Genomic DNA, 19,997 nt, shown 5'->3' on the forward strand with positions numbered 1-19,997 from the left:
TAACCTTCGTGCTTCATTAAAATAAGGCTTATTGAAAACATGGTAGATAAACGCAAATCCTACACCAAAGAAGATCTGATTGCCTCTGGCCGCAGTGAACTGTTCGGTGCCGAAGGCCCGCCGTTACCGTCAGGAAACATGCTGATGATGGATCGCGTGGTTGAGATGAATGAGGATGGCGGCAAATACGGCAAAGGCTTTGTCGAGGCCGAGCTGGATATCAATCCGGATCTGTGGTTCTTTGGCTGCCACTTTATCGGCGATCCTGTGATGCCTGGCTGTCTGGGTCTGGACGCGATGTGGCAGCTGGTTGGTTTTTACCTGGGCTGGCTGGGCGCGGAAGGCAAAGGCCGTGCGCTGGGCGTGGGCGAGGTTAAATTTACCGGTCAGGTTCTGCCAACGGCGAAAAAAGTTTCTTACCGCATTCACTTTAAGCGCGTGATCAACCGTAAGCTGGTGATGGGCGTGGCTGATGGTGAAGTGCTGGTTGACGGTAACGTTATCTATACGGCTACCGATCTGAAAGTAGGTCTGTTTAAAGACACTACCGCTTTCTAAACATTGAAAACAGAAACCTCCGCCCGGGCGGAGGTTTTTTCCTTTTCTAAAACAGTCCGGATTAAGCGGTAACCGTCCTGTCCTCCATGGCTTGTCGCCAGCCTCCCAACCAGTGAGATTTCGCATCAATCATCTGATAGGGACACATCTCTTTGGGACGCCCGGAAATACCGGCCTGATAACCCCTGGAATGTGCCCGTTCTAGCCGATCTCGTTTCTGTCTCTTCATCATGCCTGCAATCCCCTCTTCAGGTCAGGTGGAATCTGGTGGAAAGAAATCAGTGAGTGCGTACGCAATCACAATTCAGTTCTAACGCCATTCAAAACAGAAATCAATGCGCAAAATTCACGCCAATGTCATAAATTTGTGCGAGCATAGCGGCAACGTATTGCCTGAATTAGCCTTAAAAACGGAATAACCAGCTGTAATTGGTAAAAAAAGCCCCGACCGTACAACATTCTGAATTGCTGTATGCCGGGGCTTAATAAGATTATTAAATTTTCTTAATTACTGCTGATAGCCCGCGCTATCTCCTGCGCTTCCTGTTGCCAGCCTGCCGCCAGCGTCCGGACCAGCGCGTCATAGCCATCTTCTTTTTGCGGCAGCGTGAGCGTAAAGGCGCGCCTGATGACCTTTTCCTGATGCTCAAGCACCCAGTCGCCACTAATGACCGCCTGGCCATCGTAACGTCCCTGGAAACCGGTTACGTTAACGGTCAGCTTGTCCTGCTGCTCGCCCAGCGCCGATGAGGAAACCAGCCAGCCAGGTAGCGCCTCGCTCAGGTTGGCAACCAGCGTTTGCTGAAGCTGCTGGTCAAGCGGACTGGCCCAGAGGTTGTTGGCGGCGATGACGTATTTTACATCGCTGCTCTGGTAAACCAGGCCGTTTCCGGCCAGATAATCCGGCACGGAAACGTGTTGCACAAAAACCGTTGGGCGCATCGCGTCAGCGCTGGTACTGGCCAGCGTGCTTTTCGTCGCCGAAGGCAGCTGGTAGTAGGTCGTTTCCGGCGTGCTGCTACAGGCAGCCAGCGTCAAAGCAAACGCCACGGGTATCCATTTTTTCATTATTTCGCCCTCTTCGGCTGCGGGTCGTGGCCAGGTTTGGCTTCAAACACCAGCGCATTACTCTTGCTGTTCAACGTTTTTAATACCGGCTGAAGCTCGCGCAATACCTGGTTAAGCTGCTGCATATCACCGGTCAGCTTGCTATAGGCCGGTGCGCCAGGCTGGAAGCCTTTCATACTGTTGTTCAGCTCGCGCAGCGTTTTCTGCATATCCGCAGGCAACTCTTTCATCGACTTACTGCCGGTGATTTGGTTGATGTTGTCCAGCGTTTTCTGCAGCTCGCGAATGGTACGCTGGCTCTCTTTCAGCGTGCCGGTCGCCTGATTGATCATCGGGTTCAGCGGTAGCGCGTTGATTTTATCCAGCGTAGCCATCAGCTTCTGCTGGATTTGCGCCAGGCCGCCGCTGGTGGTCGGGATCAGCTCGTAGCCAGCAAAGGAGTCCGGGCCGGTCACCGGTTTGGCATTGCTGTCAAAGTCCAGATCGATATAGAGCGAACCGGTCAACAGGTTAGCCGATTTCAGCGAGGCTCGCAGGCCAGCCTTGATGCCCTCTTTCAGGTGCTGTTCGATATCGAAATCCTTGCCCAGCATGCTGTCAAAGCGATCCGGCTCAATGCGGATCAGCACCGGAATGCGATAGTCATTCCCCAGCTGCTGTGCGATCTTCGTCGATTTGAACGGCACTTCGGCTACCGTACCCAGGCGGATGCCACGGAACTCTACCGGTGCGCCCGGCTGCAGGCCGCGGATGGAATCGCTGAAGAACATCAGGAAATCTTTATGCACGGTATAGAGCGAATCCTGAATGCTGCGCTGATCGTCAAACAGTTTGTATTCCGCTTTGTTAGCCGCTGCCTGTCCCAGATCCCAGCCGTCCGGCACGTCAAAGCTAACGCCGCCGCTGAACAGCGTGGTCAGTGAGCCCATTTCGACGCGCATGCCCGAAGCAGACATATCTACCGCAATGCCGCTGTCTTTCCAGAAACGGACATTAGTAGTGACGAGACGGTCATAAGGCGCCGCGACAAAGAGCTGATAGGTCATCATGCGCTTGTCGGCATCAAAGTGGCTGGTCTCTACCGAACCAACGCGATAGCCGCGAAACAGTACGGGATCGCCGGCATTAAGCTGCCCCGCTTTCGCGCTGTCCAGCGTGACGTGAATGCCTTTGGCATCCGGCGGCGCCAGCGGCGGCGCATCCAGCAGCTTATACTCTTCAGGCTGTTCGCCCTTGCTGCCGGGCTGGAGTTCAATATAGGAACCGGAGAGTAGCGTGCCCAGGCCGGTGACGCCTTCCCGACCGATAGTAGGTTTGACTACCCAGAAAGCGCTGTCGCCTTTCAGCAATTTTTCCATGCCGGTGTTAAGGCGCGCGGTAATTTTTACATGCAGTAAGTCGTCGGTTAATACGGCGCTTTCAACCGTGCCGACATCTACGCTGCGGCTTTTGATGGCCGTTTTCCCGCCTTCAATACCTTCGGCATTGGTGGTAATCAGCGTGACCAGCGGCCCCTGATGGGTAAAGTGATAAACAAGGATCCACGCCCCGATTAGAACGGTAACGATGGGGATTATCCAGACCGGTGACCAACGTTTGATTTTATCAACCGTTGCCACACCATGATTATTTTCCTGCAATGTCTGGCTCCTCTTGAGTTTTGTTACTTACACGATCCCATGTCAAACGCGGGTCGAAAGTCATGGCGGAAAACATAGTTAAAATGACGACCAGCGCAAACAACAGCGCGCCCGTCGCGGGATAGATGTTCATTATCTGCCCCATGCGTACCAGTGCCGAGAGCACGGCGATCACAAAGACGTCAATCATTGACCAGCGCCCGACAAACTCCACCACCTCATAAATTTTATGCATCCGTTCGCTGTCCTGGTGCGGCTTGCTTTTGCCGTTAGCGTCCCAGCACAACCAGCCGATAGCCAACATTTTCAGCGAGGGCACCATGATGCTGGCGACAAAAATAACCATGGCCACCGGATAAGAGCCTTCACTCCACAGCAGAACCACGCCCGCCATTATCGTAGAGGTGATCTTACTTCCCAACGAATCGGTGATCATGATGGGCATCAGATTAGCGGGAATATATAAAAGCAGCGAGGTCAGCAGCAGCGCCATCGTCCATTGCAGGCTATGCCTGCGGCGAACGTGCCCCACCGTGCCGCAGCGCGGACATACCTGTTGCTCAGCCGCCAGCACTGCCGTGCAGCAGCCGCAGGAACGTAAATTTTGCTGCAAACCGCTAACGCCGGCGATCGGTTTTGCCGGTAGCGCGGGTAAAGGCGCGATACGCTCCCACATCCAGCGGCGATCGACGCACTGAAAAGCCCGCAGCTGTAGCAGGCAAAACAGGCACCACGGAATAAAGCTGGTGCCGATACCAATGTCGCCATAGGCCATCAGCTTGACGAAGCTGACCAGTACGCCAGCGAGAAAGATCTCCGCCATGCCCCAGGCTTTAATCTGGAACAGCACGCGCGCCAGCAGCCTTTTTAGCGGTACGGACAGTCTGACAGAGTTGACCAATAACAGAATGATAACCATGCAGAGCGCGGGAACGGTCTGCACAAACAGCATAAACAGCGTCGCCAGGCTGCTGTAATCAACCGACACCATGACCTGCGGAATGCGCATCAGCGTGATTTCGCTGCTCATCCCGGCCACGTGCATATTGACGAACGGGAACAGGTTGGCCAACACCAGCATAAACAGCGCCGCCAGCGCATAGCCGGTTGGCCGCTTGCGCGGCTCGTCCCAGTTCATCACCAGCGTGGTGTTGCAACGCGGGCAGTTAGCTTTACTGCCCGGCGTCAGCGACGGCAACTGTGTCATCAGGTCGCACTGCGGGCAAAGCATCCACTGGTCGGCCTGGTGCGATGAACACATAAATTACCTCGGTATTATTGGTTTTTCAGCGATTCCAGATATTCCCAGCGCTCAAAGGCCACTTCCAGCTCCTGCTCCGCGCTGGCTAAGGCATCCAGAACCGGCTGCGTGACGTCATGAGGCTGGTTAAAGAAGCTGGCATCGGCCACTTTGGCCTGTAGCGAAGCGAGCTGCGCCTCCAGCTGCTCCATCTTTTGCGGCAGCTGTTCCAGCTCACGCTGAAGGTTATAGCTCATTTTAGCGACCGGGCGCTTTGCCGCTTCGTTTTTTACGGTTTCCTGACGTTGTGGCGCGCTCGACGTTTTCGCCGCGCTGCGGGTTTGCTTATAGGCACTCCGCTGCTGCTGCGCATCGTGATAGCCGCCCACAAAGGTGCCGATTTCGCCGTTGCCTTCATAAATCCAGCATTCGGTTACCGTATTGTCGACAAACTGACGATCGTGGCTGACCAGCAGCACGGTGCCCTGGTAGCCATCAATCAGCTCTTCCAGCAGCTCCAGCGTTTCAACATCCAGGTCGTTGGTCGGTTCATCGAGGATCAGCAGGTTGCTTGGCTTCAGGAACAGACGTGCCAGCAGCAGACGGTTGCGCTCGCCGCCGGACAAAGCGCGTACCGGCGTCATCGCGCGTTTAGGATGGAACAGGAAGTCCTGCAGATAGCCCAGCACGTGCCGCGGCTTGCCGTTAACCATGACCTCCTGCTTGCCTTCCGCCAGGTTGTCCATCACCGTGCGATCGGGATCGAGTTCGGTACGGTGCTGGTCAAAATAGGCCACTTCCAGCTTGGTCCCGATATGCACGCGGCCGCTGTCCGGCTTCAGCTGATCCAGCATTAGCTTTAAGAGGGTAGATTTACCGCAGCCGTTCGGGCCAATCAGTGCAATTTTATCGCCGCGCTGTACCTGAGCAGAAAAGTCGTTAACCAGCTGCTTGCCGTCCACGGCGTAGCTGACGTTTTCCAGTTCAAAGACGATTTTGCCGGAGCGGCTCGCCTCTTCAACCTGCATGTTGGCCTTGCCCATCACTTCGCGGCGTTCAGTTCGCTCGCGACGTAACGCTTTTAATGCGCGCACGCGGCCTTCGTTACGGGTACGGCGAGCCTTAATGCCCTGGCGGATCCAGACTTCTTCCTGCGCCAGTTTGCGATCGAACTCGGCATTCTGCATCTCTTCCACGCGCAGCGCTTCTTCTTTACCCAGCAAAAACTGATCGTAGTCGCCCGGCCAGGAAACCAGCTTGCCGCGATCCAGATCGACAATACGCGTTGCCATATTGCGGATAAACGAGCGGTCATGCGAAATAAAGATAATGCTGCCCTGGAACGTCTTCAGGAAGGTTTCCAGCCAGTCAATGGTTTCGATATCCAGGTGGTTGGTCGGTTCGTCCAGCATCAGCACGCGCGGATTACTGACCAGCGCGCGGCCCAGCGCCGCTTTACGCAGCCAGCCGCCGGAAAGCGAGGAAAGGGGTGCATCGCCATCCAGACCAATCTGCTTCAGCACGTCCTGGATACGCGTTTCCAGCTGCCACAGGTTCTGGTGATCCAGAATGCTTTGCAGCCTGCCCATCTCATTAAGATTTTTGTCGCTGGGGTCGGTCATCACCAGATGCGAAATGGCGTGATAGGCCTTCAGGTATTCGGCCTGCTCATCCACGCCTTCGGCAACGAAATCGTAAACTGAGCCTTTTACGTTACGCGGCGGATCCTGCTGCAAACGCGCGATAACCAGATCCTGCTCATAGATGATACGGCCATCGTCAAGCGGCTGCTCGCGGTTGATGATTTTCATCAGCGTTGATTTGCCCGCGCCGTTACGGCCTACCAGGCAGACCCGCTCGTTCTCTTCAATATGAAGCTCAGTGTTATCCAACAGCGGCGCATCGCTGAATGACAGGTAAGCACCATGAATACTGATCAGTGACATAAAACTTATTCCTTACCGGCGTGAGTAATCAGCCAGCAGTTGTGAATTTGACGGTTGCGGGCGAAATCCTGCGACTGGGTTTTTGCGGTAATTTCCTGAGCATTGAGCTGCAGTTCCGCCAGTCCGGCAAGATCCATTTTGAATCCGCGCTTGTTGTTAGAGAACATAATGGTGCCGCCCTTACGCAGCAGCCTTTTCAAATCTTTCATCAGCAGCAGATGATCGCGCTGGACGTCGAAGCTCTCTTCCATACGTTTGGAGTTGGAGAAGGTCGGCGGATCGATAAAGATCAGATCGAACTGCTCGTCAGAATCGCGTAGCCAGCTGAGGCAGTCGGCCTGCATTAAACGGTGCTGGCGTCCGGTCAGGCCGTTCAAACGCAGATTGCGCTCCGCCCATTCCAGATAGGTACGCGACATATCGACGGTCGTGGTGCTTTTAGCGCCACCCAGCCCGGCATGCACGCTGGCGCTACCGGTATAGGCAAACAGGTTAAGGAAGTCTTTTCCTTTACTCATCTGGCCCAGCATTTTGCGCGCGATGCGGTGATCCAGGAACAGGCCGGTATCCAGGTAGTCGGTCAGATTTACCCACAGCTTCGCATTAAATTCGGAAACCTCGAAGAAGTCGCCCTTTTCACCCAGCTTCTGATACTGGCTTTTGCCTTTCTGACGTTCACGGGTTTTCAATACCAGCCGGTTAGCAGGCAGTTCCAGCACGCTCAGCGTGGCCGCGATTACGTCAAACAGACGCTGGCGAGCCTTGCCCGGATCGATAGTTTTCGGCGGCGCATATTCCTGTACTACTACCCATTCACCATAGCGATCGACCGCAACGTTATAGTCCGGCAGATCCGCATCGTACATGCGATAGCATTCAATCCCTTCCTGACGCGCCCATTTTTCCAGCTTCTTCAGGTTCTTACGCAGGCGGTTAGCATAATCTTCCGCAATCTGCGCCACGCCAGTGGTGTTAACCGCCAGCTGATAGTTTTTCTGCACGCAGTCCAGCGGGCCGTTTTTGGCTTTGAACTGGCGCTCGGCGCGCAGCTGCAGACAGCTCAGCAGCTCTGGCGAGGCGCTGAATAGCGACAGGTTCCAGCCGCCGAAATGCTGCTTCATCAGGCGCCCCAGCTGGCTGTGCAGCGCAATCAGCGCCGGTTCACTTTCCAGACGCTCGCCGTACGGCGGGTTGCTTAATACGGTACCGGTTACCTCTTCCAGCGGATTGGTCAGCTTCAGCACGTCCTGCGTGGTAAAGCTGATAACATCGGCCAGGCCCGCACGACGGGCGTTGGCGCGCGCGCGTTCAATAACGCGGCTGTCATTGTCATAGCCGTAGAAGCGCGAGGTCGTTTCCTGCAGCCCGCGACGAGCGCGAACCTGCGCTTCACTGGTGACTTCACGCCACAGCGCCTCGTCAAATTTATTCCAGCCGGTAAAGCCCCAGTGCGTACGATGCAGGCCCGGCGCGCGATCGCTGGCGATCATGGCCGCTTCGATCAGCAGCGTACCCGACCCGCACATAGGATCGACCATCGGCGTTCCTGCCTGCCAGCCGGAGCGCAATACGATTGCCGCCGCCAGGTTTTCCTTCAGCGGAGCCATGCCCGTCTGCTGGCGATAGCCACGCTGGTGCAGCCCTTCGCCGCTCAGGTCTAAGGCGATGCTGGCGGTATCTTTATTCAGCCAGACGTTGACGCGAATATCCGGCTGCTCGCGATCGACATCGGGACGCGGCAGATTTTTACGGGTAAAACTGTCGACGATGGCATCTTTAACCTTTAACGCGCCGTACTGGCTGTTGCGGATCACTTCATTCAGGCCGCTGAAGTGTACGGCAAAGGTTTTATCGCTGCCAAACATGGCTGGCCAGTCGATAGCCTGCACGCCCAGGTAGAGATCCAAATCGCTGTAGACGCCGCATTCGGTCAGCGGCAGCAGGATGCGGGAAGCCAGGCGGCTCCACATCAGGCTTTGATACATCAGACGATCGTCCCCCTGGTAATGTACGCCGCCCTGGACGACCTGGCACTCTTCTGCCCCCATCGCTTCCAGTTCACTTTTTAACAGCTCTTCGAGCCCACGCGCCGTACTGGCAAACAGAGAATTCATAACGTCACTTATCATCTGGAAAATTGCTGCGCATTATAGCTAATCCAGGGCGCATGTCATAAAGTTAGCTTCTTTTCGTCAGCCGCTTTCAGGTCTTTTTTACGCTGACGCCCTCTTTTCTGCCGGAGAGCGCTATGGTCAGTCTGTCTCGTCTGTTTATTCACCCGGTCAAATCGATGCGCGGCACGCAGGTCTCGCACGCCCAGGCGCTGGCGAGCGGGCTGGCGTTTGATCGTTTTTTTATGCTTACGGATAGTGACGGTACCTTTATTACCGCTCGTCAATATCCGGAAATGGTGCTTTTTACGCCAGCGTTAACGCCTGAAGGATTATTTCTTGCTGCGGCTGATGGCAGTAGCGCCACCGTTCGCTTTGCCGATTTTGCCGCCGACCCGGCGCCTACGGAAGTCTGGGGCAACCATTTTACCGCGCTGGTTGCGCCTGCAGAAATTAATGAATGGCTCAGCGGCTTTTTCCCACGGCCGGTACAGCTGCGCTGGGTTGGACCTGACATGACGCGCCGCGTTAAACGGCTGGAGCAGGTGCCGCTGGGTTTTGCCGACGGCTATCCTTATTTGCTGATTAACGAAGCGTCGCTACATGACCTGCGCAGCCGTTGTCCTGCTGGCGTCAGGCTGGAGCAGTTTCGCCCTAACCTGGTGGTCACGGGCGCAACAGCATGGGAAGAAGACAGCTGGTCAAGGGTGAAAATAGGCACGATTTTATTCGACGTCCCTAAACCCTGTAGCCGCTGCATTTTTACCACCGTCAGTCCTGAACGTGGGCGCAAGCATCCGACCGGCGAGCCGCTTACTACTTTGCAAAAGTTCCGTACCGCCGCGGACGGCAGTGGAGATGTGGATTTTGGCCTGAATCTGGTGGCATTGGGCAGCGGTATTGTGCGCGTGGGCGACGAGCTGGAAGTGATTACCCGTCAATCACCACGCCTGTACGGTGCGGGTGAAGTGGCGGAAACCCTTGCGCCAGTCAGCCAGGCCGAAGCGCCGTTGACGATTAGCTGGCAGGGTGAATCTTTTTGCGGCAATAACCAGCAGGTTGTGCTGGAACAGCTGGAGCAGCAGGGATTCCGCATCCCTTACTCCTGTCGTGCCGGGGTTTGCGGCAGCTGCCGCGTCAGGCTGCTATCTGGCCAGGTTCGCGAGCTGAAAAAAGGCGCGCTGCGTAAAGACGGCACGCTATTAAGCTGCAGCTGTATACCGGATGGCGACGTACAGCTGGCTGAGCGCTAAACGGCGCGCGCGAAGGTAAAGTGGTGCTGACTGATAGCCGGCAGCAGGCGATCGTGCATCACTTTAATCGCATCACCCAGCTGCATCGTTTTGCCCGCCAGCTCCAGCTGCGGCTGGGCTAACAGGCAGAGTGCCGCGTTTTCGCCCGCTTCGACCACCAGCAGCGTAGCCTCTTCGCCGGTTTCACTCAGGCGTACCGCCACAAGCTCGCCATCTTTCGGCGTACAGTGGCGAGGGTGCGTGGAAAAATGCCAGCTTTTTGGCATCTGCGGTTTCAGAAAGCGCAGCGCCACCAGCGCGTTCAGCACCAGTTCGCCACGCTGCTGCGGATTTAAATCACAGTCGCGGCAGTTTTCATCAAAATTAACAAACAGGGCGGCATCGTCAACACAGAATTCGGCTGCGGCAAAGGCATCCGGCGTTAACATTTTACGTGGGAAGCGGGAGCGAAACAGCATGCCATCGGCCATATCCAACATCATGCGATCCTGTTCGTCATCGAAATACCAGCGCCAGCTGTCGTCAGGTTTAATCCTCATGAAGTGTCCCGTAATAAGTAGACCTGCTATTAATCGTCCGGGGAATAATGCATCCGGCCAAATCAGGCTGAAAATGGGTAAACAGGAGAAAATATAAACGAGCCAGAGGCGAAAATAAAGCCCCTGGCGCCGTTATAACGGGTTTTTATCAGAGATGGGTAACAATTTCTTTTATCAACGGCGGCCCTTTGTAAATAAAGCCGGAATATATTTGCACCAGCGAGGCGCCCGCCGCTATTTTTTCTTTCGCTGCAACCAGCGAATCGATTCCGCCTACGCCAATAATCGGCAGTCGTCCCTGCAGTTCCTGCGCCAGGCGACGAACGATTTCCGTACTGCGTAGCTGCACGGGACGCCCGCTGAGGCCGCCCGCTTCTTCACTGTGTTTCAGGCCGCTGACCAGCGAGCGGTCCAGCGTCGTATTGGTGGCAATAACGCCGTCAATATTATGACGCACCAGGCTATCGGCAATTTGAATTAGCTCTTCTTCCGCCAGATCTGGCGCAATTTTTACCGCAACCGGGACATATTTATGGTGGCGCGCTTCCAGCTCCTGCTGCTTTTGTTTAATAGCTATCAGAAGATCGTCTAATGCTTCACCGTATTGCAGCGTACGCAAGCCCGGCGTATTCGGAGATGAGATGTTGATCGCAATATAACCCGCATAAGGATAAACTTTATCCATACAGGTCAGATAATCGTCTTTTCCAGTTTCAACAGGCGTATCTTTATTCTTGCCAATATTAATGCCAAGTATGCCATCAAAACGGGATTGCTTAACATTATTGACCAAATGGTCTACGCCAAGATTATTGAAACCCATACGGTTAATAATGCCTTCGGCTTCCCGTATGCGGAACATGCGCGGTTTGTCATTACCCGCCTGCGGGCGCGGCGTCACGGTACCCACTTCGACAAAGCCAAACCCCATCGCGCCAAAAGCATCGATACATTCGCCATTTTTATCCAGCCCTGCCGCAAGGCCCAGCGGATTTTTAAAAACCAGCCCCATACAGTTAACAGGCTTAAAGGGTAAAGTCTGGCGCACCAGGTGGATAAGCGGCGTACCGGTTATGCGGTGCAGCTGCTGAAGAGTAAATTCATGCGCACGTTCAGCATCCAGCTGAAAAAGCGCTTTACGGGCCAGGTTATACATGTTCGCTCCTGAATGATCCAGGCGGATCGGGAAAGGACTGGTTGCCAGAGCAACCCTCAACACTGAGGCGTACGCCTGCTCACCTTTATTATGTAGTTTCCCGTGAGAGACGCATTTTGCCGACGCAGTGACGCTGCAGGCGCGGAGGAAAATGGTAAAGTCCTTTGCGCGGAAAGTAAAACGATTGCGTCCCCTTATCCTCTTCTTTTTTCGCTGTTTCCCATTAGCCTCTGCTCACTTATCCAGAAAATGACTTAAATATGCCGGATAAATCATTTAAGCCTCCTTACGCACTCTGTCAGGATAGTTCCATCAGTTCGGGAAATATTTTAATCAATAACTTTTGGTTATAAGGAGAGATGATGCGCGTTATTACTCTGGCAGGCAGTCCTCGCTATCCTTCGCGGTCAACCGCTTTACTGACCCTTTGCCAGCAGGCACTTGAACAGCGCGGCGTCGAGGTTATCCCCTGGAATCTGCATAATTTTCACCCTGAAGATCTGTTATATGCCCGTTTCGACTCCCCTGCGCTGCTGGCGTTAAAGGAAGATCTTGAAAACGCTGACGGGCTAATTGTGGCGACGCCGGTTTATAAAGCTTCTTTTTCTGGCGCATTAAAGACGCTACTCGATCTTTTACCAGAGCGCGCGCTGGAACATAAGGTTGTTCTACCTCTGGCAACCGGCGGCACCGTGGCGCACATGCTGGCGGTCGATTATGCGCTCAAGCCGGTACTGAACGCCCTGAAAGCGCAGGAAGTGCTGCACGGCGTGTTTGCCGACGACAGCCAGATTAGCCATTACGATCGCCAGCCTGAACTTGCGCCCGTGCTGGCCGAGCGTATCGCAGAATCTGTAGACACTTTTTGGCAAGCATTGACGCGCCGCCATCAGCTGCTGGCCGCTGCGGTATAAGGAAGAATAAATGAGCCTGTTTTTACGTCTTTTTTCCGCGCTGGCTATCAGCGGTGTTCTGGCCGGTAGCGTACTGGCCGAGGAGCCTGCCGCGCCAAAAACGTTTCGTATTGGCTATCAAAAGGGATCGGTCAGTATGGCGCTGGCCCGTTCGCACCAGCTGCTGGAAAAGCGTTTTCCACATACGCAGATTAAATGGATCGAGTTTCCCGCTGGCCCGCAGATGCTGGAAGCGCTAAACGTTAACAGTATCGATTTGGGCAGTACCGGCGATATCCCGCCGATTTTTGCCCAGGCTGCCGGGGCCGATCTGCTTTATGTCGGTTCTGAACCACCAAAACCGCAGTCGGAAGTGATTCTGGTAGCAAAAAATAGCCCGATTAAGAGCGTCGCCGATCTGAAAGGCCATAAGGTGGCTTTCCAGAAAGGCTCAAGTTCACACAATTTACTGCTGCGTGCTTTAACCAAGGCAGGCCTGAAATTTAGCGATATTCAGCCCGCTTATCTGACGCCAGCAGATGCTCGTGCCGCGTTTCAGCAAGGCGATGTCGATGCCTGGGCAATCTGGGATCCCTACTATTCCTCTGCGCTACTCCAGGGCGGAGTCAGGGTGCTTGCCGATGGTAACGGGCTGAATCTGACCGGCTCGTTCTATCTGGCAACGCGACCTTTTGCCGAGGCTAATGGCCCCTTTGTGACTGCTGTCCTGGACACTTTTAGCCAGGCGGATGAACTCACGCGTAGCGATCGCAACCGGAGTATCGAACTGCTTTCACAAACTATTGGCCTGCCGAAGCCGGTAATCGCCAGCTATCTTGATCACCGTCCTCCTACCGTTATCGGCCCGGTCAGCGAAAAAACGGTACAGGCCCAACAGCATACCGCCGATCTTTTTTATGCCAATCATTTAATGCCGGTGAAGGTCGATATCGCCAGTCGTATCTGGCATGACGCTTCCGCAACGCAAGGAGTTTCACCATGAGCCTTTCCGTTTTTTGGTTTCTGCCTACTCACGGCGACGGTCACTACTTAGGCACCACTGAAGGAGCACGTCCGGTCGATCATGGTTATCTGCAGCAAATCGCGCAGGCCGCCGATCGCCTGGGTTTTGGCGGGGTTCTTATCCCTACAGGCCGCTCTTGTGAAGATGCCTGGCTGGTTGCGGCCTCGCTTATCCCGGTAACGCAGCGCCTGCGTTTTCTGGTGGCTTTGCGCCCCGGTGTGATTTCACCTACCCAGGCTGCTCGCCAGGCCGCGACGCTGGATCGCCTGTCAAACGGTCGCACGCTGTTTAATCTTGTTACCGGCGGTGATGCAGAAGAGTTAGCGGGCGATGGCGTGTTCCTCGATCATCGTGAGCGTTATGCGGAATCGGCGGAATTCACCCGCGTCTGGCGTCGAGTGCTGGAAGGCGAAACGGTAGATTATGAAGGCAAGCATGTGCACGTTCGCGGCGCTCGCCTGATGTTTAAACCTGTGCAGCAGCCGCGTCCGCCGCTGTGGTTTGGCGGCTCCTCCGAGCCGGCACAGGATCTGGCCGCCGAACAGGTTGATGTGTATCTGACCTGGGGAGAACCGCCTGCTCAGGTCAAAGAAAAAATAGACCAGGTACGGGCAAAGGCGGCGGCACAGGGGCGCAAGGTAAAATTCGGCATCCGTCTGCACGTTATCGTACGTGAAACCAACGAAGAGGCATGGAAAGCTGCCGAGCGGCTGATTTCGCACCTTGACGACGCCACCATTGCTAAAGCACAGGCCGCGCTGGCCAAAACGGATTCTGTTGGTCAGCACCGTATGGCGGCTTTACACGGTGGTCGTCGCGATAAGCTGGAAATCAGTCCTAACCTGTGGGCTGGCGTAGGCCTGGTCCGTGGCGGCGCGGGTACCGCACTGGTAGGCGATGGCGAAACGGTTGCAGCCAGAATGCAGGAATACGCCGATTTGGGGATAGAGACTTTTATTCTTTCCGGCTATCCGCATCTGGAAGAAGCGTATCGCGTGGGCGAATTACTGTTTCCACACCTTGATTTAAACGTGCCGGAAATTCCTCGTCCAAACGCCATCGTGGCGCATGGTGAAGCCGTAGCTCACGACTTCGCTCCACAAAAAGTTTCGCAAAGCTGAGGTCGCCATGAGTAAAACGCTTAATCGTATCGGGAATCAGCTGATTCCATGGGCGTTGCCGATTGCGCTGGTCGTTGTCTGGCAGATCGCTTCGCAAACGGGCTGGCTTTCTACCCGCATTCTGCCTTCGCCTGAAGCCATCGTGATTACTTTCTGGAAACTCTCCGCCAGCGGCGAGCTCTGGCAGCATCTGGCTATTAGCAGCTGGCGCGCGGCGGTGGGCTTTAGCATTGGCGGATCCATCGGCCTGATTCTGGGACTGATTACCGGCATGTCGCGCCTGGGCGAACGTCTGCTGGATACCTCGGTACAGATGCTGCGCAACGTGCCGCACCTGGCGCTTATCCCGCTGGTGATTTTATGGTTCGGTATTGATGAATCCGCCAAGATATTTCTGGTTGCCCTGGGTACGCTGTTTCCAATTTATCTCAACACCTATCACGGTATCCGCAATATTGACCGTGGTCTGGTGGAGATGGCCCGCAGCTACGGGCTGTCTGGCTGGAGCCTGTTTATCCAGGTGGTGCTGCCCGGCGCGCTGCCTTCCATCATGGTTGGCGTACGTTTTGCGCTGGGACTAATGTGGCTGACGCTGATTGTGGCAGAAACCATTTCTGCCAACTCCGGCATCGGCTATCTGGCCATGAACGCCCGCGAATTTTTACAGACCGATATTGTGGTGGTCGCCATTATTCTTTATGCCCTGCTCGGGAAACTGGCTGACGTCAGCGCGCTGCTACTGGAACGCGTCTGGCTGCGCTGGCATCCGGCTTATCAACTGAAAGAGGAAAACGCATGAGCGAGATAACGTCTTCTCCAGCACGTCTGAATGCCGGGACGCCTCTGGTTATTAATAGCGTCAGCAAGCAGTATCATGGCCGGACCGTGCTGAACAGTATCGATCTGCATATCCCTTCCGGGCAGTTTGTTGCCGTAGTGGGCCGCAGCGGCTGCGGTAAAAGTACGCTGCTTCGCCTGCTGGCCGGGCTGGAAAAAAGCACATCCGGTGAGCTGCTGGCTGGCAGTGCGCCCCTGAGCGAGGCAAAAGACGATACGCGCTTAATGTTTCAGGATGCGCGCCTGCTGCCGTGGAAAAGCATTATTGATAACGTTGGCCTGGGGCTGAAAGGCAAGGCCTGGAAAAGTGCAGCGCTGGAAGCGTTAGAAGCGGTGGGTTTGGCCGATCGCGCCAAAGAATGGCCAGCGGCGCTTTCAGGTGGGCAAAAACAGCGTGTGGCGCTGGCCCGGGCGCTGATTCATCGTCCCGGTCTGCTGCTGCTGGATGAACCTTTAGGCGCGCTGGATGCCCTCACCCGCATTGAGATGCAGGATCTGATTGAATCACTCTGGCAAAAACATCATTTTACCGTATTGCTGGTCACGCATGACGTGAGTGAAGCGGTTGCTATGGCCGATCGCGTACTGCTGATTGAGGAAGGTCAAATCGGCCTGGATTTAACTGTCGATCTGCCACGTCCGCGCCGCAAAGGTTCTGTACGGCTGGCAGAGCTGGAAGCGGAAGTGCTGGACAGAGTAATGAAGCGTTCGCCGGTTGAAGCGGAAAAGCGTTACGCGCAGCGTTAATAAAACACTCTGTCGGTTCAGGTGCTTGCTATAAAAAAATACCGCCCTGTTATAAAGGGCGGTATCAGTCAGGACATTATTATCCCTGTTGCTGCGGCTTATCGGCCTTATTTAGCAGGCCAGTTAGCGGTAACAATATTGGCAATGCTGGCGATTGAAGCGTCATTCTCTGCCGTTACGCCCATTCCCCAAACCTGCGCGGCAATGGCATGCACTAACTGTTCATTAATCTCGCCGCCTTTTGCCAGGGTCCAGGCAAAATAGTTAACGACGTCAGCGACAAAGTCTTTTGAAGTGTTTTGCCATTTGATATCGCCACTGCTTATAGCAGTTTTAATCTGCTGGAGAGTCAGGGCGGACAGTGGCCACTGCTCAAGTGCCTGATGGCCATCAATATCCATTGGCGGGATGTACCATTCGCCTTTGTCTTCACCAACAATTTCATTAGCAGGCGGCGTGACGTCCGGGACTGCCGGGGCTGACTGACCAGACCATCTTTCCGTAAGTACCCTTACCACCGTGTTGACGGCCGATTCATACGCTTCGGTTGGTCGCCCACCGCTGACCGTGTTAACTATTGACTGAATCACATCACTGTCGATTTCACCGCCGCTGACAAGTATTCCATACAGGTGGCTAAGCATGTCCGAAAGCGTGTTTCCCTGAAAAAACCTTCGGCCAATAACGGAAGTGATTTCCCTGTATACGTCGCCATTGGTATCCCATTCGGAGAAGGAAGGCACTTTATCGTCAGCAATGCCTTTATCTTCATCAACGATTTCATCAGCTATGCCTTTGTCTTCGTCAACGATTTCGTCAGCTATGCCTTTGTCTTCGTCAACGATTTCATCAGCTATGCCTTTGTCTTCGTCAACGATTTCGTCAGCTATGCCTTTGTCTTCGTCAACGATTTCATCAGCTATGCCTTTGTCTTCATCAACGATTTCGTCAACTATGCCTTTGTCTTCATCAACGATTTCGTCAACTATGCCTTTGTCTTCATCAACGATTTCGTCAGCTATGCCCTTGTCTTCATCAACGATTTCATTCGCAGGCGGCGTGACGTCCGGGACTGACTGACTCGACCATTTTTCCGTAAGGATTTTTACCACTGTGTTAATGGCCGCCTCATAGGGCTCAGGCTGGCGCCCACCGCTGACATAAGAAACCCATGACTGGATAACATCACTGTCGATTTCACCGCCGCTGACAAGTATTCCGTACAGATGGCTAAGTATGTCCGAAAGCATATTCCCCTGAAAAAATCTCCGGCCAATAACGGAGGTAATTTCCCTGTATACGTCGCCATTGGTATCCCATTCAGAGAAAGAAGGCGCTTTATCTTCCGGTACGGGAGCTTTAGCGAAAATATCCTTACCCGCTGCGATAACGTAACCTTGCTCATTATTGATGTCGGTAACGGCTAGCGCCAGCTCGCTGATGGCAAGGATGCTTCCCGCCTGATTGTCCAGCGAATCAGCCGTGACAGAGATGACTTTAGCTTCAAGCAGACCGTCTTTGTTATCGATTTTTTGGGCCGTAGCAGTAAGTTGCTGTCTGGCAGAGACTTGTGCATGACTGGTATTTAACGTATCGCTGGCCACCAGTGTAATATTTGCCGCCTGGGTTGTGCTGCCGCTCAGATCCAACGTCTGACCCTGCATAGTCAGATTGCCATTTGCCAGGTTTTGACCAGTGGCAATAAGAGCGCCGGTAGTCCTGATATTGATATTACCCGTGCCTCGCATAGGATCTCTGGCACTGATGGTTCCCCTGCTATTCAGCGTTGCGGCTGCTATTTTTACATCACCTTCGGCCTGAATTATTCCGTTGTTAGTGACAGCGCCATCACTGTTTAATTCAATACTGTCACCTGCATATAGCATGTTGTTATTGTTGATATCTTTTGCGGTCATCATCAGTTGAGCACCGCTAATTATCTCACCTGCGTTATCGATACTACCACCAGCAGTAATAAGCAGCTTGCCGTTAGCGCGGATTTGGCCGCCATCAGTATTCACTACATCTCCGGTAACGTTAAGCCTGACATCCCCCATTTCAGCGTAGATTTGTCCGGCCTGGTTATTTATTTCGTTACCGGTGATGTCCAGTGAATCACCCGCCACCAGCGCCCCGCCAGTGTTAGTAATACGGTTTCCTTTCAGCTTAAAGTTATTTCTGCCATGAATACTGCCATATTCATTATCAATATCGCCTGTGGTAACAGCTACTTCTTCCCCGAATAAAATGCCCTGCTTGTTATTTAATTTGCTACTGGCAATGGTAAGCTGCCGCGAAGCCTCTACACGAGCATTGCTGGTGTCCAGCATTCCGTCGCGGGCGATAAGCTTAATGTTATTAGCCTGGGTATTGCCTCCACTCAAATTTACCGTTTTACCCTGCATAGTCAGGTCACCGCCCGCGCTGATATGGCCGGTAGCAATCAGTTTATCTGTAGTGTCGATATTGATATTGCCCGTTTCTTGCCAGCTTTCGCCGGTAGTAATATCGCCACGGCTTTCCAGACTGGCGGCTTTAATGGTTATCCCGCTATTACCATCCTCGAAGCTATAGGTAGAAATATGACCATTGTTGGTGACCGCTCCACTACTGTCGATTTCAATAGCCTTTTCAGAGGATATTATATTCTCATTGTGAACATTTTTTGCGGCCAAAAACAGCGTCTTCCCGCCGTGCATATATCGGGTATTGCGGATATCGCCATTTTCATTCAGCACCGTTAAAGCGTCACCTGCCATAATCTGGCCTGCATTGCTCACCCCTACGCCTTTTTCCGTTCCTACCAGCGTAATTTTCCCGGCATACATACCGCCAAGGCTGGATACGTCCAGAGAAAGCTCAGGTGCTTTACCACTCCCGGCATTATCGAGCCGGGTAATATTTGTATTCGTTGCATCTACATTATTAAGGCCCGTAGTGATTTTCAGATCGTTGGCATACATTTGAGTATTTATTTTGACCGAGCGGGCGATAATATCGGTATAGTCCTGATTGTTACTCCATACAGTCTCTCCCTCAACCACGACCTCGCCGCCTTCAACCCGGTATCCCGTTAATACGCCGTCTTTTATCTGCGCCTGACCAGTGGTTAGCGTGGCGCGGTTAGCGTTAATAAATCCGCAACCGTTGCAGGTAATGCCTGATGGGTTAGCGATTACCACCTGGGCATTTTGACCTGCAACTTCAATCAGGCCATTTAGCTGGCTCGGGTTACTGGAGTTAACTTCATTCAGAATAATTTTAGCCGCTCCCTGTGCCAGTGAAGCATTGCCTGCAACCATGCCACCATTCTGAGTGAAAGCACCGTGCTGAGAGTTATTCAGAATGACACCGTTGCGATCGACATCAAACTGGCTATAAACGTTACGAGATACGCCCCCAGCGCTTGGTGCCTGAATATCGACCTGCGTAGCCATGCCGGGATTGTTAATAATTGTCGGCTGTAGCCCGGCCGCCACGTTGGCGTCGGCGACGATGGCGGCCTGTACCGTCTGCACCGCGCCCGTAGCCAGCAAAACGCCAAAACTGATTGAACTAAGCTTGCAGATGAGTTTTGCGCTACGCTTGCCGGATGAAGATACTGCTGTACCCGCACGCTGAGAACGAGTAAATTCCGCCACCGCAATCAGCATGCCGCGCGCTTTACTGTATATAAGTCGATACAGATTTCTGTTCATTATAATGTCCTTATTGAAAGTTAATGTATTAAACAGGTCGTTAAAACCATCTGGTCTGCTTCTCGCTATTTTCTTTTAAGGAAAAGAAGCAGACTCGATGGATATACCAACGTTTATGACAGGCGTGATGCTACCTGTGCGGCAGACTCACAGCTGCATCACTGGC

The 19,997-nt window shown here is 53.8% G+C and carries 16 protein-coding genes; 7 read left to right on the forward strand and 9 right to left on the reverse strand.

All coding sequences use genetic code 11. The features are described from left to right. The first annotated feature begins 39 nt into the window (after positions 1-39). Entirely contained in the window at positions 40-558 is a 519-nt protein-coding gene (gene fabA / locus ACMGGR_RS13610) for a bifunctional 3-hydroxydecanoyl-ACP dehydratase/trans-2-decenoyl-ACP isomerase (RefSeq protein WP_414147105.1), read from the forward strand. A 61-nt stretch (positions 559-619) separates the two neighbouring features. On the opposite strand, the gene rmf is transcribed toward fabA, so the two are convergent. The 6 genes from rmf to rlmKL form a co-directional block, all read right to left on the reverse strand. Further along, complete coding sequence (gene rmf / locus ACMGGR_RS13615; protein ID WP_246760603.1) at positions 620-787, reverse strand: ribosome modulation factor; 168 nt, start codon at positions 785-787, stop codon at positions 620-622. Between the two features lie 275 nt (positions 788-1,062). Then, positions 1,063-1,626, reverse strand: coding sequence for a membrane integrity-associated transporter subunit PqiC (gene pqiC / locus ACMGGR_RS13620; RefSeq protein WP_246760573.1), 564 nt, complete (start codon positions 1,624-1,626; stop codon positions 1,063-1,065). After that, positions 1,626-3,266, reverse strand: a complete 1,641-nt coding sequence (gene pqiB, locus ACMGGR_RS13625) for an intermembrane transport protein PqiB (protein WP_414147106.1) — start codon at positions 3,264-3,266, stop codon at positions 1,626-1,628. Before pqiB ends, pqiC begins: the two co-directional genes overlap by 1 nt. Continuing rightward, positions 3,253-4,527, reverse strand: a complete 1,275-nt coding sequence (pqiA, locus tag ACMGGR_RS13630; protein WP_246760571.1) for a membrane integrity-associated transporter subunit PqiA — start codon at positions 4,525-4,527, stop codon at positions 3,253-3,255. Before pqiA ends, pqiB begins: the two co-directional genes overlap by 14 nt. A gap of 14 nt (positions 4,528-4,541) precedes the next feature. Beyond that, a complete protein-coding gene (locus tag ACMGGR_RS13635; protein WP_414147107.1) occupies positions 4,542-6,452 on the reverse strand; it encodes an ABC transporter ATP-binding protein in 1,911 nt (636 codons plus the stop codon). A gap of 5 nt (positions 6,453-6,457) precedes the next feature. After that, a complete protein-coding gene (gene rlmKL, locus ACMGGR_RS13640; protein WP_414148964.1) occupies positions 6,458-8,566 on the reverse strand; it encodes a bifunctional 23S rRNA (guanine(2069)-N(7))-methyltransferase RlmK/23S rRNA (guanine(2445)-N(2))-methyltransferase RlmL in 2,109 nt (702 codons plus the stop codon). Between the two features lie 134 nt (positions 8,567-8,700). Between rlmKL and ACMGGR_RS13645 the strand changes: the two genes are divergently transcribed. Continuing rightward, positions 8,701-9,816 carry a YcbX family protein gene (locus tag ACMGGR_RS13645; RefSeq protein ID WP_246760569.1) on the forward strand — a complete coding sequence of 372 codons (1,116 nt, stop codon included), beginning with the start codon at positions 8,701-8,703 and terminating at the stop codon, positions 9,814-9,816. Here the strand turns inward: ACMGGR_RS13645 and ACMGGR_RS13650 are convergent. Continuing rightward, a complete protein-coding gene (locus tag ACMGGR_RS13650; RefSeq protein WP_246760568.1) occupies positions 9,813-10,355 on the reverse strand; it encodes a cell division protein ZapC in 543 nt (180 codons plus the stop codon). The genes ACMGGR_RS13645 and ACMGGR_RS13650 overlap by 4 nt on opposite strands. A 148-nt stretch (positions 10,356-10,503) precedes the next feature. Next, entirely contained in the window at positions 10,504-11,511 is a 1,008-nt protein-coding gene (pyrD, locus tag ACMGGR_RS13655) for a quinone-dependent dihydroorotate dehydrogenase (protein ID WP_246760567.1), read from the reverse strand. 362 nt (positions 11,512-11,873) lie between these two features. Here pyrD and ssuE point away from each other — a divergent pair, with 362 nt between their 5' ends. Genes ssuE through ssuB form a run of 5 tightly spaced genes read left to right on the forward strand, consistent with a single transcriptional unit; the run spans position 11,874 to position 16,133 of the window. Next, positions 11,874-12,425 (forward strand): NADPH-dependent FMN reductase, encoded by a 552-nt coding sequence (gene ssuE / locus ACMGGR_RS13660; protein WP_246760566.1) that lies wholly within the window; start codon positions 11,874-11,876, stop codon positions 12,423-12,425. Positions 12,426-12,435: 10 nt separating this feature from the next. After that, on the forward strand, positions 12,436-13,407 hold the full coding sequence (locus ACMGGR_RS13665) for a sulfonate ABC transporter substrate-binding protein (protein WP_414147108.1): 972 nt from the start codon (positions 12,436-12,438) through the stop codon (positions 13,405-13,407). Beyond that, the gene (ssuD, locus tag ACMGGR_RS13670; RefSeq protein ID WP_414147109.1) at positions 13,404-14,549 is read left to right on the forward strand and encodes an FMNH2-dependent alkanesulfonate monooxygenase; all 1,146 of its coding nucleotides are present in this window, start codon (positions 13,404-13,406) and stop codon (positions 14,547-14,549) included. Before ACMGGR_RS13665 ends, ssuD begins: the two co-directional genes overlap by 4 nt. A 7-nt stretch (positions 14,550-14,556) precedes the next feature. Continuing rightward, positions 14,557-15,348, forward strand: coding sequence for an aliphatic sulfonate ABC transporter permease SsuC (gene ssuC / locus ACMGGR_RS13675; protein WP_246760563.1), 792 nt, complete (start codon positions 14,557-14,559; stop codon positions 15,346-15,348). Next, positions 15,345-16,133 carry an aliphatic sulfonates ABC transporter ATP-binding protein gene (ssuB, locus tag ACMGGR_RS13680; RefSeq protein WP_246760562.1) on the forward strand — a complete coding sequence of 263 codons (789 nt, stop codon included), beginning with the start codon at positions 15,345-15,347 and terminating at the stop codon, positions 16,131-16,133. The genes ssuC and ssuB overlap by 4 nt, the downstream gene beginning before the upstream one ends. A 107-nt stretch (positions 16,134-16,240) precedes the next feature. Here ssuB and ACMGGR_RS13685 read toward each other — a convergent pair whose 3' ends face one another. Beyond that, positions 16,241-19,831 (reverse strand): filamentous hemagglutinin N-terminal domain-containing protein, encoded by a 3,591-nt coding sequence (locus ACMGGR_RS13685; RefSeq protein ID WP_414147110.1) that lies wholly within the window; start codon positions 19,829-19,831, stop codon positions 16,241-16,243. Positions 19,832-19,997 lie beyond the last annotated feature (166 nt).

This window comes from Erwinia sp. BNK-24-b (assembly GCF_047456155.1).
Lineage (GTDB): Bacteria > Pseudomonadota > Gammaproteobacteria > Enterobacterales > Enterobacteriaceae > Erwinia > Erwinia phyllosphaerae.

Coding starts and splice junctions, on each gene's coding strand:
- ACMGGR_RS13685 (WP_414147110.1), bottom strand. CDS start 19,831: ATGAACAGAAATCTGTATCGACTTATATACAGTAAAGCGCGCGGCATG.
- ssuC (WP_246760563.1), top strand. CDS start 14,557: ATGAGTAAAACGCTTAATCGTATCGGGAATCAGCTGATTCCATGGGCG.
- ACMGGR_RS13645 (WP_246760569.1), top strand. CDS start 8,701: ATGGTCAGTCTGTCTCGTCTGTTTATTCACCCGGTCAAATCGATGCGC.
- ACMGGR_RS13650 (WP_246760568.1), bottom strand. CDS start 10,355: ATGAGGATTAAACCTGACGACAGCTGGCGCTGGTATTTCGATGACGAA.
- ACMGGR_RS13665 (WP_414147108.1), top strand. CDS start 12,436: ATGAGCCTGTTTTTACGTCTTTTTTCCGCGCTGGCTATCAGCGGTGTT.
- pqiC (WP_246760573.1), bottom strand. CDS start 1,626: ATGAAAAAATGGATACCCGTGGCGTTTGCTTTGACGCTGGCTGCCTGT.
- rlmKL (WP_414148964.1), bottom strand. CDS start 8,566: ATGAATTCTCTGTTTGCCAGTACGGCGCGTGGGCTCGAAGAGCTGTTA.
- fabA (WP_414147105.1), top strand. CDS start 40: ATGGTAGATAAACGCAAATCCTACACCAAAGAAGATCTGATTGCCTCT.
- ssuD (WP_414147109.1), top strand. CDS start 13,404: ATGAGCCTTTCCGTTTTTTGGTTTCTGCCTACTCACGGCGACGGTCAC.
- pqiA (WP_246760571.1), bottom strand. CDS start 4,527: ATGTGTTCATCGCACCAGGCCGACCAGTGGATGCTTTGCCCGCAGTGC.
- rmf (WP_246760603.1), bottom strand. CDS start 787: ATGAAGAGACAGAAACGAGATCGGCTAGAACGGGCACATTCCAGGGGT.
- ssuE (WP_246760566.1), top strand. CDS start 11,874: ATGCGCGTTATTACTCTGGCAGGCAGTCCTCGCTATCCTTCGCGGTCA.
- ACMGGR_RS13635 (WP_414147107.1), bottom strand. CDS start 6,452: ATGTCACTGATCAGTATTCATGGTGCTTACCTGTCATTCAGCGATGCG.
- ssuB (WP_246760562.1), top strand. CDS start 15,345: ATGAGCGAGATAACGTCTTCTCCAGCACGTCTGAATGCCGGGACGCCT.
- pyrD (WP_246760567.1), bottom strand. CDS start 11,511: ATGTATAACCTGGCCCGTAAAGCGCTTTTTCAGCTGGATGCTGAACGT.